Origin of the sequence: Bradyrhizobium sp. SZCCHNS30572 (assembly GCF_032484415.1) — a bacterium.
In the GTDB taxonomy this organism is placed as follows: domain Bacteria; phylum Pseudomonadota; class Alphaproteobacteria; order Rhizobiales; family Xanthobacteraceae; genus Bradyrhizobium.
On record NZ_JAUESY010000010.1, the window covers coordinates 25,732 to 40,027 of the forward strand.

Consider the following 14,296-nt stretch of genomic DNA (forward strand, 5'->3'; position numbering starts at 1 on the left):
GGCGCTATTCGCTGTCGGCTGCGGCGCTTGCGGCTGCGGCCAATGCCGGCGACGCCGCGACGATCCGTGCGCCTGCGAGCTCCGAGCCCTGCGCCGTGAGGTGACCATCGTCCCAGGCGAGCGGCGCGCCGTCGGAGGTCTGGAGCACGCAATCTCCCGCCGGACACAGCAGCGCGAGCGGCGACACGTATTCGGTCTGCGCCACGTTCGCCAGCAGCGTGCGCATGAAGTCGTCGACCTCGCCGAGCAGATCCAGCATGTGCCCGTCGGTCCCGACGCCAAAGCGCTTCGCCGCGATGAGCAAATGCGGCAGCGGACGATCGAATTGCGGGCTCGGCCCGACCACCACCACCCTGCTGCCGGTGTCCGCAATCGCGTTGATCGTGGCGAGCAGGCTGGCCTGTGCGGCCGGCGTCATCGCGGTGCGTGTCCAATTGCCCGACAGCACGACGATGTCGGGCGTGAGCTCGCGCACCAGCCGAGGCAGCCGGCGGTTGAAATCCATGCAGGCGGCGGACTGGCCCGCTTCGGCGTGAGGGATGCATTGCGCAAGGCTGGCGCGCAGCAGCGAGGCCTGGGGCATGGCTCGCGTCAGGCCATGGATGAGGTGAGCGGCGTGGCTGTCGCCCCACACCAGGATGCGCGGGCGCTGCCCTTTGGCAAGGCATGACGGCTGCAACGCCGCGAACGTCTGGCCCGGATCGAGGAAGCAGGTGCCGCTCTCGTAGGCGGACTTATGATCGTAGCTGATGAATTCCGCCAGCGCCCGCTCCTGCGGCGAGAAGCGGGCGGGAAAGCCGGCAAGTCCGATGATCGAGAGCGAGGCCAGCAGCACGACCGATGCGCTCGCGACCAGCGCGCGCGCCGCGATCGGCGACTGCGCACGCCTCGCCGGCTGCTCGATCAGATGGAAGCTCGTCAGCGCCAGCACGGTGCAGGCTCCGAGCAGCGCCAGCTTGTCCGCGATCGAGCTCGGCGGACCCCAGACCGCCGTCGCCAGCGAGACGACGGGCCAGTGCCAGAGATAGAGCGAGTAGGACCACAGCCCGATTGTGATCATCGGTTTGACCGCGGTCAGCACGGCCTTGCTCGGGGGCGGATTGGCCCAGATCACGGCGGCGGCGCCGAGGCACGGCAGCAGCGCGGCCGTGCCGGGATAGGGCGTGTGCGGCGAGAACAGGTTGACGGCGGCGCCGAGCGCGATCCAGCCCAGCGCGGCCACCGTGATCCTGAGCCATTGGCTTTGCGGCGCCGGCAGGGCTTCCACGGCCAGCAGCGCGCCGAGCGCGAGCTCCCAGACCCGGGCCGGCAACAGAAAGAACGCGGCGGCGGGCTGCAGCCGGGTCTGGATCACGCAGAGCAGGAACGAGGTCGCGCAGACCGTGGCGAAGCTCGCAAGCATCAGCGACCGCCGCAGCGTGAAGGCGGCGAGCGCCAGTGTGGGAAACAGCAGATAATACTGCTCCTCTACTCCGAGCGACCAGGTGTGCAGCAGCGGCTTGGTGATGGCGGCGGCGTCGAAATAGCCCTGCTGCGACCACAGCAGGATATTGGAGCAGAAGACGAGGACGGCCAGCGCCTGTTGCGCCACGGAGACCGCATCCCGCGGCAACAGGATCACGCTGGCGCCGAGCAGGGTGACGCACAGCATCGCGAAGGCGGCGGGCAGGATGCGCCGGGCACGGCGCCGGTAGAATGCGGCGAACGAGAATGTTCCGCTCCGCACCTCCGCATGAATGATCCGCGTGATCAGGAAGCCCGAGATGACGAAGAACATGTCGACGCCGACATAGCCGCTGCGAAACGGCGAGATGTCGTAGTGGAACGCGATCACAGAGATCACTGCGAAGCCGCGCAGGCAGTCGATGTCGGGACGATAGTCGGTTGCGCTCAAGGGGGCTGTCCGGACGCTCGCATCTGGCGGCGGCCGTCAATCCCCGACGGTCACTGCACGCAGGCGACCCTGGTAGGCTCCGATTGCAACCGTATTGAGGGATTCCTGCGGCACCGTTGGTCGTGCAGACAGGACACAATGCCATCGAATTGACACCGCAGCGGGAATCCGCGGCTTGCCTTCACAGACTTGCCTCAATGGCGTGATGGCCTTGTCGGAGTTCATGCGTCGAGCGAGCGTGTCATGCGTACATTGGGGCGGAAGGCCGGCCGGGCCGGATTGTTGTGCGGCGTTGTTCTATTTCAGGTTGCGGTTGGCGTTTCGCTTGCGCGAAGCGCCGAGCCGGGCGGCTCCTCACCATCCGCAGGCGAGGTGGCCAAGGATCAGGGCAAGGAGAGCGGGCCGTTCGGCGGATGCGAGCCGATCGGGTTGACGGCATCGGGCGAGCTGGTGTTCCCGCTGGAATGCAAGAAGCTGATCAAGAAGCCGGCTGAGGCGCCGGTCGCCGAGGACAAGACCCCAGCCGACGACAAGACCGCGTCGGTCAATCCCGCGCCGTCCGTTCCGAGCCAGGCGGCCAGCGCCGACATTTCGGCCGGTCCCGAGGTCAAGCCTGCCGCGGCTGCGGAGGCGGTTGCGACGACACCCGCCGCGTCGGCTGAGCCGAAGCAGGCCGCAGTTGCGGACACGCAGGATGCGGCTCAGAAGGTCGCCGTAGCAGAGCCAGTCGCCGGCAAGCCCTCCCTGACCAAGCCGTCCGTGAAATCGCCATCGGCGCTGGCGCCAGCGAACAAGCCGCCCTCTGCCAAGCCGTCCTCTGCCAAGACGGCCGCGGCCAATCCGCCTGGGACGACGCCATCGCCAGCCGGCGCCTCATCGGGCAAGCCGTCGTCCGGCAAGGCGGCCCAGGCGCAGGCCGTTGTGGTCGCCGCCAGGGATGCAGCGGTCAAGGATGCCGGGAGGACATCGCGCATGGTCGCCAGCCGGCCGATGATCGTGATCGCGAGGCCCGCCACCGCAACCACGGCCTCGGCCCGGCTGCAGGCGGAGGGCAGGCCGCGACTGCGCACCGCGGGACTGCCGGCCTGCGTCCAATTCCGCAGCTATAATCCGGCGACGCACAGCTATCGCGGCTTCGATGGCCACATCTATGCCTGCCGGTGAGGGCTGACGCTCGAGGGCCGGTTTAGTCTGGAGGGTGGCGAGTGACGTGACAGCCTGCCGCCCAAGGGCGGCAGCGAAGTCGGGCGGCGCGGCGCCGGAGCTGCTATAGAAGGTGAGTCCTCATCTCTGTTCCTCGCCGCGGTTGCTTCCGATTCGACATGGCAGAGCCTCAGTCCGACCTGTTCGAGATGCGCCGGCTGGAATCGCTCTCCAACACCATCTTCGGTGTTGCGATGACGCTTCTCGCCTACGACCTGCCGAAGCCCAATTTCGCGCATATGCCGGGTTGGATCGACCTGGTGCATACCTATTCCGGGCGGCTTGCCGGGCTGGTCCTCAGCTTCATCATCGCCGGCGTGTTCTGGATCAGCCACCACCGGCGGCTGGCCCGGCAGCCGTTCGCGGGCCGGCCCGTGGTCATCCTGAATCTGTTCTTCCTGTTGTCGATCGTGCTGCTGCCGGTGACCAACGGGCTCTACGGCGGCTACAGGCTGAGCAGCGCGGTGGCCGTCCTCTATGGCCTGCATCTGACGATCATTGCGTCGCTGAACGCCGCGCTGTGGTGGCTCGCGCTTCCAAGCGGCCGCCATGCCGAGATCGCCGGCGCGATCTTTCCCGTCACCGTGTTCGTGCCGGGCATCGTGATCGCAGCGCTTGCACCGGAGTATGTGCAGTATTTCTGGATGCTCGGCTTCGGCGGCTTCCTGGCGCGGCGGTTCGTCCGCAGCCCGGCGCCGTCGGCCGGCGAGCAGGCGGAGTTGCCATAAAAAAAGACGCGGCGGGCCGTGAGACCCGCCGCGCTTCCGTTCTTGAACTCGCTGGTCCAGGGCCGAGACCGCCCCGTTGCCGAGCCGCGATGGCGCAATCCGCTGACGAATCACGCCCTCAAACGTCGCTCATGAAGAGCCGCTCAGCGGGCGATCCCAGCGAGGTGACAGCGCTTGGTGAAAGACACTGGATCACCTCCTTTCGTTGTTGATGGTAACGCCAATATAGGACGGTCCGGGCGGCGAGGGTAGGGGGGCCGATTACGGAACCGGGCCGCCGCGGGCGTGCCGCGCCGCAGTCTCGATGTCGCGCGCTGCGATCGCTTCGGGCCGTTCCGTCAGGCCGGATCCGGCACCCATCCGCTTCGAAACCTCGCCCCGAAGAGGTTGAGACCCGCCGCGGACCATGTTAGGGAACGCCCAATGCGGGTGTAGCTCAATGGTAGAGCAGCAGCCTTCCAAGCTGAATACGAGGGTTCGATTCCCTTCACCCGCTCCAACGATTTCAGGCACTTGTCGCGCCGTCAGCTTTCCATTCGGACAAGCAGGCTGATGCTCATTCGGACAAATGTCCTTCTTTTGTTCGAGCTGCCCGCCGCTTTTTGGCGCCGTTGACGATCTGCCGCGTCGTGCGCGTGGTGTACTTTGGCAGCACCTTCACCGTCGTGTGCCGGCCCTGTGCCAGCATCTCGCGGTCAGTCAGTTCGGCGTCGCCACCTTCAGTAAAGCCGCCATGCCGGACCGATGTGAACGACAATTCATCGCGAAGGCCAGCAGCACGGATGACTTCTTTGACCTTGCGGCTCACGTGCGTGAAATCCGGCTGATCCGGCTTCGGCCATGTCGGCCATGGTCCGCGCTCGCCCCAATCCCGGCACAGCATTAGGCCGCCGATGCGGTCGCGTTTGATGGCGTCGAGCTCCGCCATCAACTTGGGATAAACCGGTGCACCTGCATCGTCGAACAGCGATATCCAGCCCTTCTGCCTAGTCTTCTCATCGATGATGCGGACCATATTCGGGCGCCCTTTCGGGCGATAATGCGACACGTCGAAAGTCGCAAAGACGTCTGTCTCGCGCTGGAGCCATTCCCAGCCGATCAGGGCAGCGGTCGTCGGTCAGTGCCGTATCGATTGCGGTGAGGCGCTTCTCGCCCAGTCGCTTGCCATCTTTCAGGACGTAGCCGCCGACAAGCTTGAATCCGACCTCGTGATTACGCTTGGACTTAGGATCGAGCTTGGCGTAGCGGCGATCAGAGCGGTATTCGGCAAACATCCAATCGAGCGTTCCGACCGCATTGGGAGGCGACGCTGCCAAGGCCTTGCCGCCGGTCCGCCACGCGCGCCACCCGTAGATTCGCTTCTTCTGGACTCATCTACAAGGGCAATTTGCGGGCTTCAGTCTGTGGTCTTCGCGTACCCGCCAATCAAAGCAGGTCGGAGGACTTGTTCATCTGGAAATACTGCAATTTGCGATGCCTAAGCAAAATAGTCGTCGAAGGCACATCGTACAATTGGATGCTGCGGCAAGCAAAAAGGAAGGATCACCGACATTTTTCGCATTCGGCAATCTTGTCGATTTTCACCCTGCCGAATTTGCAGAACCTTCAGCAAGAGCCCCGCGGGGCGGTGCCGTTTGGCTGCCGAATTTATTGTTGCTTGTTCACCAAAGGTCGAACCTGTAACCAGACCGTTATGAGCGGGAGGAGATTGAATAGGTTTATTGATTTTGCAGCATTTTTGCCCAATGTTGATAGCGCCTGTCGCGGTTTGTTCAGTTCGTTTCTGGTGCGAAACTGGTGCGGCCGCGTTCGGAGGCATCGCCCTTTAAGGCAAGGCGGTTCGATAGGGGGAAGGGCAACGGCAAGCCGCTTGCCTTACACGCCGCTTCGATGAAGAGCCGAGCGGCTCAGGCGTACCAGTAAATTCGCTCGATAGCCGTACCCAATTGGGTTCGGTCGGCCTCAATTGAGCTCGGACACCGTCCTTCTCGAGCGATTTTGTGCGTTCCTTCAGCCCGATCCGCGATTGCAGTCCGGGTAGCCGTACCATGATGTAATATTTGCGCGCGCTGGTGTTTTATGGCCAAGCATCGCCGGCAAACAGCCCATCCAAAACGTGGATGGTCGGCTTTTGTCCACCATGAGTATTCCGGAAGTCACGACGAGCCATCCGCCGAAGTTAAAAGTCGGAGTTATGCTTGAAACTGTAAAGTCCGCGATCGATATCGACGTAGACGCCACGCAAAACTCAGAAGACCGTCAACCCGATCCTCGTGTCGGCGATCTCGGGCGCAATTTTATGGCACCGATTTTCTGCACCGTGGAAATGCTTCCCAATAACCAGCAGTTCTTTGGAGGCATCTTTTCAAATTTGCGAGTTGGTAAGGCGCGCCTCGCGACCGCTTGAGCAGTCGTTCCCCTTAAGCAGCCCGCAGCGCCTGGCGGAAAGCGTTTGCGCCGGATACATGGCGACGGGGCCGTCATTGACCATGTATCTCAGTTGCGCATGGCGATGGCGTGCCGCTACACCGCGAACCCCGCCCCGCCCCACGCGTCTCGGTCGCGGCGACCTCAGAAGCGCGCCAATTTGCAGGGCGCGAAGCGGCTTCCTCAGTCGGTCCTGGTTACATACTCGACCGGGAGATGCTTGAACGGCTTGCGGTGCTCACGCGATACGGCCCCGCCAATGATGATCCTGGAAAACGCATGGAGGTCGGCGAAGAAGGCCGGCTTCAGGCTGTCGAGCTTGCTCGCATCGGCGACCAGAATGCTTTCGATCGCCGTTGCGATGGCCGCCTGCTTGACCGCCGTCTCATGAAAGTTCGAGCAGCTCGCGCCCCTATTCGCATGTACGCCGCCCGCCGAGATGAAGGCCTTGTTGATGCCGAGCTTGCGCAAATAGGACAGGCCTTCCTCCGATGAGAAGGATTGCGACGAGGGATGATAGAGCCCGCCCATCAGCATCAGCTGCGTGGCAGGACGTCGCGTCGCCAGCGCCGCCACGTTCATCGAATAGCAGATCACTGAGAGGGACATCGTCGAACGCAGTGTAGCGAATCATAGCGAGGAAACGGATCAGTGTAGCAAGGGTGCCGCCGGCGACAGATCGGGAGGGCTCCGCAGTTTTGATAGTTGGAGACTGAGGGCTTGGTCCGCGCTCTGTTCCGGGACGCAGGGGCTAGCCGAAGGCCTGACTGACGACGCCGTAGATCTTCGGCTGGTCGTTGCCGCGCAGGAAGGCACCCTTCACGTCGTTCCGCAGCGACATCGTGGTGACGGCATCGAAGAGAGCGAGCCCCGACCGCGCGAGAAAGTCGCGGAACTCTCCTGTCGCTCGATGAGTGTCGAGCCTGAGGAACTGGCCTTCGTGAGCTGCCACGTGCGGCGCCAACACGGCGATCGCGTCGCTGTCGCAGGATGCGACCACCGGCCCCGCGACATGTCCGCGTCCGAACCGCCGGCACATCGCGAACGTCTCCAGCCGCCCCGCGCGAAACAGCCCAAAGCTGCGCGACTGGTGAAACAGTCCGGTCATCAGCCCGGCTCGCCGGACGCCATAAGCAGCCGCGTCGAGTTCGATCAGCGCCGGCAGGTCTGCCTCCATCAGCACGCGAATATTTCCCGCTTCGGCCGGCGCCGCGTCCGAGGCAATCGCCTCACCCTGACACTGAAACAGAGTCTGCTCACGCTTGAAATCGAGAGATCGGTAGAGGCGATAGGCGGCGCGCGTGGCGTTGAGGCGCAGCGTCCGACCGCCGCATTCGGCCATCACCCGATGCATCAGCCATTGCCCGGTGCCAAGGGCCTGCAGCCGCGGCGAGGTGATGACCATCCCAACCGCAGCAAAGCCGTCGCTGTAGGGAAACCACATGGCGGATCCGAGGGCCCGACCGATCTCATCGAGCGCGACGACGCCGCGGCCGATGCTGCGCATGAATTGCCAATCCTCCTCCCGATGGGGCCATTGGACGGCGATCGACAAGGCGAGCAACTGCGCGAGGTCGACGCTGTCGATGTCGGCGAGGCGCATCTCGAACACGTCGACGATTCGCGATTCGACGTCCGGATTGTCCATGCACGCTGTCCCTGTCTTCGTTCCGCCCGCCACGCGTCACCCAGCCTCGATGAGGTCGAGAGCGACCATGCTGTCGTCACCTCCGCATATTGAGGCGCCTGCGGGCGAACTTCGCAACATTCTTCTCAATCCTGCCCTGTATTCGGCACGTAACGCAGGCCGCGACCGCCATGATCGGAGGCGCGACGAGCCAGATCGGCCGCTGGGATGACCGCATGACCTTCCTGTTCAACTCCGATGGCACGCGCGGCGCGATCTTTCGCGAGGTGCTTGCGCGTGAGATTCCGGATCTTCCGTTCGAAATCGATCCGGCGCAGGTCGATGCCGATGAAGTCCGCTACATGATCACCTGGCTGGTGCCGCCGGACCTCGGCGCCTATCGCAATATCGAGATCCTGTTCTCGATCGGCGCCGGCATCGATCAGTTCAGCGCCGCGTCGGTGCCGGCGAGCGTCAAGATCGTCCGCATGGTCGAGGACGGCATCGTGAGGATGATGCAGGAATACGTGACACTGGCCGTGCTGGCGCTGCACCGGAATTGGACCGTCTATTTCGATCAGCAGCGGCAGCAGCTCTGGCGCGCTATCCCGCAGCCGCAGGCACATGTGCGGCGCATCGGCGTGCTCGGCCTCGGGCTGCTCGGCCGCGCGGTGCTGGAGCGGCTCAAGCCGTTCGGCTTTCCGCTCTCGGGCTGGAGCCGCAGCCGGCACGCGATCGACGGCGTGACTACGTACCATGGCGCCGACGGCCTCGATGCGCTGCTCGCGGTGACAGACATCTTGGTCTGCCTGCTGCCGCTGACGGAGGAGACGCGCGGCCTGCTCAATGCCGAACTGCTCGCCAAGCTCCCGCGAGGCGCTTCGCTGGTGCAGACCGGCCGCGGCGCGCAGCTCGACCAGGCGGCGTTGCTCGGAGCACTTGACTCCGGGCATCTCGCGGACGCCGTGCTTGATGTGACCGATCCCGAGCCGCTGCCGACGGATCACCCGTTGTGGCGGCATCCGCGCGTCCTGATCACGCCGCATGTCGCCAGCGTCACGCAGCCGGAAGCAGCGGCGCTCGCGGTCGCCGCGAACATCAAGCGACACCGCGCCGGGCTCGATCCGGTCGGCCTCGTCGACCGCAGCCGCGGCTACTGATCGCGGTCGCGCCGTCACGGCTCAGCGGATCCAGTCCAGGGTCTTGTAATACGCGCCGACGAACGGCAGGAACCAGGGCTTGCCGTAATGGCCTGGCACGACCGGCCAGCCGGCGTCCTTCATCGGATTGCGGTCGGGCCGGCCGAGCATCGCATCGGCCATGATCATGCCGAGATGGGTCGAGAGCTGCGCGCCGTGACCCGAATAGCCCATCGCGTACCACAGCCCGCCCTGGCGACCGGCGCGCGGATAACGGTCGGCGGTCATGTCGACGAGGCCGCCCCAGCAATAGTCGATGTCGATGCCGGCAAGCTGCGGGAACATCCGCTCCATCGCCGCGCGCAGGATCGCGCCGCTCCTCGCATCGGACTGCTGATCCGATGTCGCCGAGAAGCGCGCGCGGCCGCCGAAGATCAGGCGATTGTCCGGCGACAGGCGGAAGTAGTTGCCGATGTTCATGGAGGTGACGTAGGTGCGGTGGCCCGGCAGCACCGAGGCCGCCTCGGCCTCCGTCAGCGGCCGCGTCGCGATGATGAAGCTGCCGACGGCAATGATGCGGCGGCGGAAATAGCTGAAGCTCGCCGGCGTGGTGGCGCCGGTGGCGAGCAGCACCTGCTCGGCGCTCACCGTCCCCTTGGCCGTGGTGAGGCGAAAGTGCTTGGTGTCCTGCACCCGTTCAGTGACGGCGGCTTGCTCGACAATGACGGCGCCGCGGCGACTCGCGGCAGAGGCGAGGCCCGCGGCGAAGCAGCCCATGTGCATCATCGCGCTCTTCTTGAACAGCATGCCGCCGTGAAAGGGCGAGCCGATCTCGGATTTCAGCTCGGCCGGCGAGAGCAGCGCCGTGTCGGGATCGACCTCGCGGTGGATCGCCTCGAAGTTCGTCGCGATCCCCGCGAAATGGCCAGGCTTGGATGCCAGCTTGAGCTTGCCGGAGCGGCGGAAACCGCAAGCGATGTTTTCTTCCGCGATCAGGCGCTCGAGCGTGTCGATCGACTCGTCGAACGCTTTGTAGAGCGCGATCGCGCGCAGGGTGCCGAGCTCGGCCTTCGCGGCCGGATAGCTGTGCGCCAGCCCGTTGTTGAGATGCCCGCCATTGCGTCCCGACGCGCCCGAGCCGACCTGATCGGCTTCGAGCACGATCACCTTGGCCCCGGCCTTGGCGAGCTGCAGTGCCGCGCCGAGCCCGGTGAAGCCGCCGCCGATCACCGCGACGTCGTAATGCCCCTCCACGGGCCCGCTATGGCCGCCGGAAAATGCGGTCGCCGTGTCGCGCCAGTAGGAGACATATTTCATCGCGGGCACTCTGCTTACAGGCCGAACACGCCGGGCAGCTCGGAAATGGTCTTGATCTCGGTGTAGCCGTAATAGGGATTGGCCGGCTCGTGGCCGCGGTTGACCCAGACCTTGTTGGTGATGCCGAGATCGTGCGCGGTCATCAGGTCGTAGCGGAATGAGGAGGAGCAGTGCGTGATGTCCTCGGGGCCGCAGCCGAGCATGTCGAACATGTATTCGAAGGCGCGCATCCGCGGTTTGTAGGCCTGCGCCTGTTCCGCCGTGAACACGGCATGGAACGGCGCGCCGAGCCTGACGACGTTCGAGGGGATCTGCACGTTCATGGCGTTGGAGAGGATGACCAGCGGGATCTCCTTGGCCACCTTGGCGAGACCCGCCGGTACGTCCGGATGTGGACCCCAGGTCGGCACGCGCTGATACACCATCTCGGCATCCTCGGGCTTGAAGGGGATGCCGATCTTGCGGCAGCTGCGCGCCAGGGCGTTGCTGACGACCTCGGCATAGGGCTTCCACGCGCCGAGGACTTCATCGAGGCGGTAGGCCGAGAAGACCTTCACGAACTCCGTCATCGCCGACTCGGAGAGCTGTGCGCTGTAGAGATCGCGTGCGGCCTCGGCCATCTCGAAATTGATCAGCGTGCCGTGGCAGTCGAAGGTCACGTATTTCGGGCGAAAGCGGCTCATGGATCCTCATGCCGGTCGTGGTCTCGACGTCCGATGATAGGCCGCCCCGCCAGCATAAGATGCGGCTTTGCCCCGGTTCGGCGGCGGAAGATGTTGTCGGCATCATCGCCTTCAGACGATCTGCCGGGGGCCGCTCGCCCAGACTCCGGTGCAGATGGGAGTGCATGACATGACGTCCGACGCCGCGAGCTTCAGAGCTTTCAGCGGGGAGCACCTGGATGCAGCGACGCGGCTGTCGCAGCAGGTCCGCTGGCCGCATCGTCGCGAGGACTGGCAGATGGCGCTTGCGCTGAGCAAGGGCTGCGTGGCGGTCGCGGCGGACGGTCGCGTGATCGGCACCGTGCTGATGACGCCGTATGGCCAGGATGCCGGGACCATCAACATGGTCATTGTCGACGAGGCGGAGCGGGGGAAGGGGCTCGGACGGTGCCTGATGCAGCAGGCGATGGCGCTCGCCGGTGAGCGGCGGTTGCAGCTCGTCGCGACAGAAGATGGACTGCAGCTCTATGAGAAGCTCGGCTTCCGCCGCAGCGGTGAGATCGTGCAGCATCAGGGACATCTCGCGGAAGCTGTCGCACAGCCCGACGCCGTGCGTGCGGCCACGCCCGACGACATCGCCGTCATCACGGCACTCGACATCGCGGCCTTTGGCGCGGATCGCCGCGACCTGATAGCCCATATCGCATCCATCGGAGAGTTCGCGGTGTTGGAGCGCCAGGGCCGTGCGGCGGGGTTCGCCGCGCTGCGTCACTTCGGCCGCGGTCTCGTGATTGGCCCCGTGGTCGCTTTCAGTAGCGAGGACGCCAAGTCGCTCGTCGCGCATTTCCTCGCTGGGCGACAGGGCAAGTTCATCCGCGTCGACACCGGCAGCGAGACGGGACTCGCACCATGGCTGGGCAGCTTGGGCCTCGATCATGTCGGCGGCGGCATCGTCATGCATGGGCCGGCCGCTGGTCACACGAGGCGGCGCGCCCCGACATCATTTGCCTTGGCCAGCCAGGCGTTCGGCTGAACCGGAGATCATCATGCTCAGCAACTCGCTCATCGAACTCGATCGCGCCCATCTGGTGCATCCGGTCGCGTCCTATCGCGGACACGAGGCCGCCGGCGCGCGGGTCCTGAAATCCGCCAAGGGTGCGATCGTGACCGATGCCTCGGGCCATCAACTGGTCGACGGCTTCGCCGGGCTGTGGTGCGTCAATGCCGGCTATGGCCATGAGAGCATCGTCGAGGCGGCGGCGAGGCAGATGCGCGAGCTGCCTTATGCCACCGGCTATTTTAGCCTCGCCTCGGAGCCGGCCATCCGGCTCGCGGCCGCGCTCGCCGAGCGCGCGCCGGGTGATCTCAACCACGTCTATTTCACGCTTGGCGGCTCGGACGCCGTCGACAGCACGGTCCGCTTCATCCATTACTATTGGCACGCGAGGGGGCAGCCGCAGCGCGATCAGTTCATCACGCTGCAGCAGGGCTATCACGGCTCGTCGACGGTCGGTGCAGGACTCACGGCGCTGCCGGCCTTCCACGCCAATTTCGGCGTGCCACTGAACTGGCAGCACAAGATCCCGTCGCACTATTCGTACCGCAACCCCGTTGGCAGCGATCCCGACGCCGTCATCGTGGCCTCGCTCGCGGCCCTCGAAGCCAAGATTGCCGAGGTCGGCGGTCCCGAACGGGTGGCCGCGTTCTATGCCGAGCCGATCCAGGGCTCGGGCGGCGTGCTGGTGCCGCCGGACGGCTGGATGAAGGCGATGCGCGAGCGCTGCCGGCGGCACGGCATCCTGTTCGTCGCCGACGAGGTGATCACCGGCTTCGGTCGTACCGGACCGCTGTTCGCCTGCACAGATGACGACATCGTCCCGGACTTCATGACCGTCGCGAAGGGTCTGACCTCCGGCTACGTCCCAATGGGCGCGGTGCTGATGTCCGATCATGTCTATGGCGTTATTGCCGATGGCGCAGGTTCTTCGGCCGTTGGGCACGGCTATACCTATTCGGCGCATCCGGTGAGCGCGGCGGTCGGCCTTGCCGTGCTTGATCTCTATGAGAATGGCTTGCTGGAGAATGGCCGGCGGGCGGGTGCGCGGCTGATGGCGGGCCTGCGCGCGCTGCAGGACCATCCGTTGGTGGGCGAGGTGCGCGGCCGTGGCCTGCTGGCGGCCATCGAGCTCGTGACCGACAAGGAGAAGAAGACGCCGCTGCCGGCGAGCGCCGAGCCGTCGCGCCGCATCTTCGATCGCGCCTGGGCCAACGGCCTCGTCATCCGTGCCTTCCCGACAGGGGTGCTCGGCTACGCGCCGCCGCTGTGCTGCAGCGACGCGGACATCGATGCCATCCTCGAACGCACCGCACGGACGCTGGATCAGACCCTGGCCGATCCGGACGTCCGCGAGGCCATGGCGTGAAGGTGGGCACGGGCATATCGGTGCGTGTGCAGCAGGGCCGATATGTCGGCGGCTCCTCCTATTCGCAATTTTCTGCCGTCGGGTCCTCGCAATTCGGAAGTTTTCGCCGGAACCCGGCTTCACACTAGGACCGATGACGCGGAAGGGCCTCACAGAATGACCAAGCTCGATCTTGCTCAATTCAGGTACCTGACCTTCGACGTGGTCGGCACGCTGATCGACTTCGAAAGCGGGATCGTCTCGAGCCTCGGCGAGATCGCGGCGGAAGCAAACAAGGCAATCGACGGTGAGCAGGCGCTGAGCCTGTACCGCGCGGCACGCTACGCGGCGGACGCCGACCGCTTTCCGGATGATCTCGTCCGGGTCTATGACATCATCGCACCACAACTCGATCTGCCCAGGCAGACCGCGCTCGGCGAGCGCTTCCGCGACTCCGCCGCACGCTGGAAGGCCTTCCCGGACAGCGCCGCCGCCATGGCGCGTCTCGCCCGGCGCTACAAGCTGATCGCGATGACCAATGCGCGGCGCTGGGCACTGGATCATTTCGAGCGCGAGCTGGGCTCGCCGTTCTACGCGAGCTTCACGGTCGACGACACCGGGACGGAGAAGCCGGATCCCGCCTTCTTCACTCAGGTGTTCGATTTCATCGAACGTGACGGCGGCTCGACGTCACAGATCCTGCATGTGGCGCAGAGCCAGTATCACGACATCGGCATCTCCCGGCAGCTCGGCGTCATCAATTGCTGGATCGAGCGGCGCCACGACAAGCAGGGCTATGGCGGCACCATCGCGCCGGCGTCCTTCACCAAGCCGGATTTCCACTTCCATTCGATGGCCGAGCTGGCCGACGCGGTGGACCAGGTGCCTGCCAAATGA

The 14,296-nt window shown here is 65.1% G+C and carries 14 protein-coding genes and 1 tRNA gene; 8 read left to right on the forward strand and 7 right to left on the reverse strand.

Annotated features, from left to right (window positions below; genetic code table 11):
- Positions 1-4: 4 nt before the first annotated feature.
- Positions 5-1,894 carry an acyltransferase family protein gene (locus QX048_RS27225; RefSeq protein WP_315828404.1) on the reverse strand — a complete coding sequence of 630 codons (1,890 nt, stop codon included), beginning with the start codon at positions 1,892-1,894 and terminating at the stop codon, positions 5-7.
- A gap of 372 nt (positions 1,895-2,266) precedes the next feature.
- On the opposite strand from QX048_RS27225, the gene QX048_RS27230 reads away from it, so the two are divergent.
- From QX048_RS27230 to QX048_RS27240, 3 genes are all read left to right on the forward strand, one after another.
- Entirely contained in the window at positions 2,267-3,058 is a 792-nt protein-coding gene (locus QX048_RS27230; RefSeq protein WP_315828403.1) for a hypothetical protein, read from the forward strand.
- 158 nt (positions 3,059-3,216) lie between these two features.
- Positions 3,217-3,825 (forward strand): TMEM175 family protein, encoded by a 609-nt coding sequence (locus tag QX048_RS27235; RefSeq protein ID WP_315828402.1) that lies wholly within the window; start codon positions 3,217-3,219, stop codon positions 3,823-3,825.
- Positions 3,826-4,250: 425 nt separating this feature from the next.
- Positions 4,251-4,324, forward strand: a tRNA-Gly gene (locus tag QX048_RS27240).
- Positions 4,325-4,381: 57 nt separating this feature from the next.
- On the opposite strand, the gene QX048_RS27245 is transcribed toward QX048_RS27240, so the two are convergent.
- On the reverse strand, positions 4,382-4,840 hold the full coding sequence (locus QX048_RS27245; protein WP_315827307.1) for a hypothetical protein: 459 nt from the start codon (positions 4,838-4,840) through the stop codon (positions 4,382-4,384).
- Positions 4,821-5,099 carry a hypothetical protein gene (locus tag QX048_RS27250; RefSeq protein WP_315827308.1) on the reverse strand — a complete coding sequence of 93 codons (279 nt, stop codon included), beginning with the start codon at positions 5,097-5,099 and terminating at the stop codon, positions 4,821-4,823. The genes QX048_RS27245 and QX048_RS27250 overlap by 20 nt, the downstream gene beginning before the upstream one ends.
- An 866-nt stretch (positions 5,100-5,965) precedes the next feature.
- On the opposite strand from QX048_RS27250, the gene QX048_RS27255 reads away from it, so the two are divergent.
- Complete coding sequence (locus QX048_RS27255) at positions 5,966-6,232, forward strand: hypothetical protein (protein ID WP_315827309.1); 267 nt, start codon at positions 5,966-5,968, stop codon at positions 6,230-6,232.
- A 203-nt stretch (positions 6,233-6,435) separates the two neighbouring features.
- Here QX048_RS27255 and QX048_RS27260 read toward each other — a convergent pair whose 3' ends face one another.
- Together QX048_RS27260 and QX048_RS27265 are read right to left on the reverse strand one after the other, a co-directional pair.
- Positions 6,436-6,873: a DeoR/GlpR family DNA-binding transcription regulator gene (locus tag QX048_RS27260; RefSeq protein ID WP_315714970.1), complete on the reverse strand. Its 438-nt coding sequence runs from the start codon at positions 6,871-6,873 to the stop codon at positions 6,436-6,438.
- Between the two features lie 130 nt (positions 6,874-7,003).
- Positions 7,004-7,900: a GNAT family N-acetyltransferase gene (locus QX048_RS27265; RefSeq protein WP_315749513.1), complete on the reverse strand. Its 897-nt coding sequence runs from the start codon at positions 7,898-7,900 to the stop codon at positions 7,004-7,006.
- Between the two features lie 215 nt (positions 7,901-8,115).
- Between QX048_RS27265 and QX048_RS27270 the strand changes: the two genes are divergently transcribed.
- Positions 8,116-9,039 (forward strand): glyoxylate/hydroxypyruvate reductase A, encoded by a 924-nt coding sequence (locus QX048_RS27270; RefSeq protein WP_315749515.1) that lies wholly within the window; start codon positions 8,116-8,118, stop codon positions 9,037-9,039.
- A 21-nt stretch (positions 9,040-9,060) separates the two neighbouring features.
- Here the strand turns inward: QX048_RS27270 and QX048_RS27275 are convergent, their stop codons facing one another.
- Positions 9,061-10,335, reverse strand: coding sequence for an FAD-binding oxidoreductase (locus tag QX048_RS27275; protein WP_315749516.1), 1,275 nt, complete (start codon positions 10,333-10,335; stop codon positions 9,061-9,063).
- A gap of 14 nt (positions 10,336-10,349) precedes the next feature.
- Entirely contained in the window at positions 10,350-11,018 is a 669-nt protein-coding gene (locus tag QX048_RS27280; protein ID WP_315749518.1) for a haloacid dehalogenase type II, read from the reverse strand.
- A 169-nt stretch (positions 11,019-11,187) separates the two neighbouring features.
- On the opposite strand from QX048_RS27280, the gene QX048_RS27285 reads away from it, so the two are divergent.
- The 3 genes from QX048_RS27285 (at position 11,188) to QX048_RS27295 (ending at position 14,296) form a co-directional block, all read left to right on the forward strand.
- Complete coding sequence (locus tag QX048_RS27285) at positions 11,188-12,030, forward strand: GNAT family N-acetyltransferase (RefSeq protein ID WP_315749520.1); 843 nt, start codon at positions 11,188-11,190, stop codon at positions 12,028-12,030.
- Between the two features lie 13 nt (positions 12,031-12,043).
- Positions 12,044-13,420 (forward strand): aspartate aminotransferase family protein, encoded by a 1,377-nt coding sequence (locus QX048_RS27290; RefSeq protein ID WP_315749522.1) that lies wholly within the window; start codon positions 12,044-12,046, stop codon positions 13,418-13,420.
- A gap of 156 nt (positions 13,421-13,576) precedes the next feature.
- Positions 13,577-14,296: an HAD-IA family hydrolase gene (locus QX048_RS27295; RefSeq protein ID WP_315714617.1), complete on the forward strand. Its 720-nt coding sequence runs from the start codon at positions 13,577-13,579 to the stop codon at positions 14,294-14,296.

Bases quoted from the DNA above. Each gene is read 5' to 3' on its own strand.
- QX048_RS27295 (WP_315714617.1), top strand. From the start codon at position 13,577: ATGACCAAGCTCGATCTTGCTCAATTCAGGTACCTGACCTTCGACGTG.
- QX048_RS27275 (WP_315749516.1), bottom strand. From the start codon at position 10,335: ATGAAATATGTCTCCTACTGGCGCGACACGGCGACCGCATTTTCCGGC.
- QX048_RS27245 (WP_315827307.1), bottom strand. From the start codon at position 4,840: ATGGTCCGCATCATCGATGAGAAGACTAGGCAGAAGGGCTGGATATCG.
- QX048_RS27235 (WP_315828402.1), top strand. From the start codon at position 3,217: ATGGCAGAGCCTCAGTCCGACCTGTTCGAGATGCGCCGGCTGGAATCG.
- QX048_RS27255 (WP_315827309.1), top strand. From the start codon at position 5,966: ATGAGTATTCCGGAAGTCACGACGAGCCATCCGCCGAAGTTAAAAGTC.
- QX048_RS27250 (WP_315827308.1), bottom strand. From the start codon at position 5,099: ATGTTTGCCGAATACCGCTCTGATCGCCGCTACGCCAAGCTCGATCCT.
- QX048_RS27265 (WP_315749513.1), bottom strand. From the start codon at position 7,900: ATGGACAATCCGGACGTCGAATCGCGAATCGTCGACGTGTTCGAGATG.
- QX048_RS27280 (WP_315749518.1), bottom strand. From the start codon at position 11,018: ATGAGCCGCTTTCGCCCGAAATACGTGACCTTCGACTGCCACGGCACG.
- QX048_RS27285 (WP_315749520.1), top strand. From the start codon at position 11,188: ATGACGTCCGACGCCGCGAGCTTCAGAGCTTTCAGCGGGGAGCACCTG.
- QX048_RS27290 (WP_315749522.1), top strand. From the start codon at position 12,044: ATGCTCAGCAACTCGCTCATCGAACTCGATCGCGCCCATCTGGTGCAT.
- QX048_RS27270 (WP_315749515.1), top strand. From the start codon at position 8,116: ATGACCTTCCTGTTCAACTCCGATGGCACGCGCGGCGCGATCTTTCGC.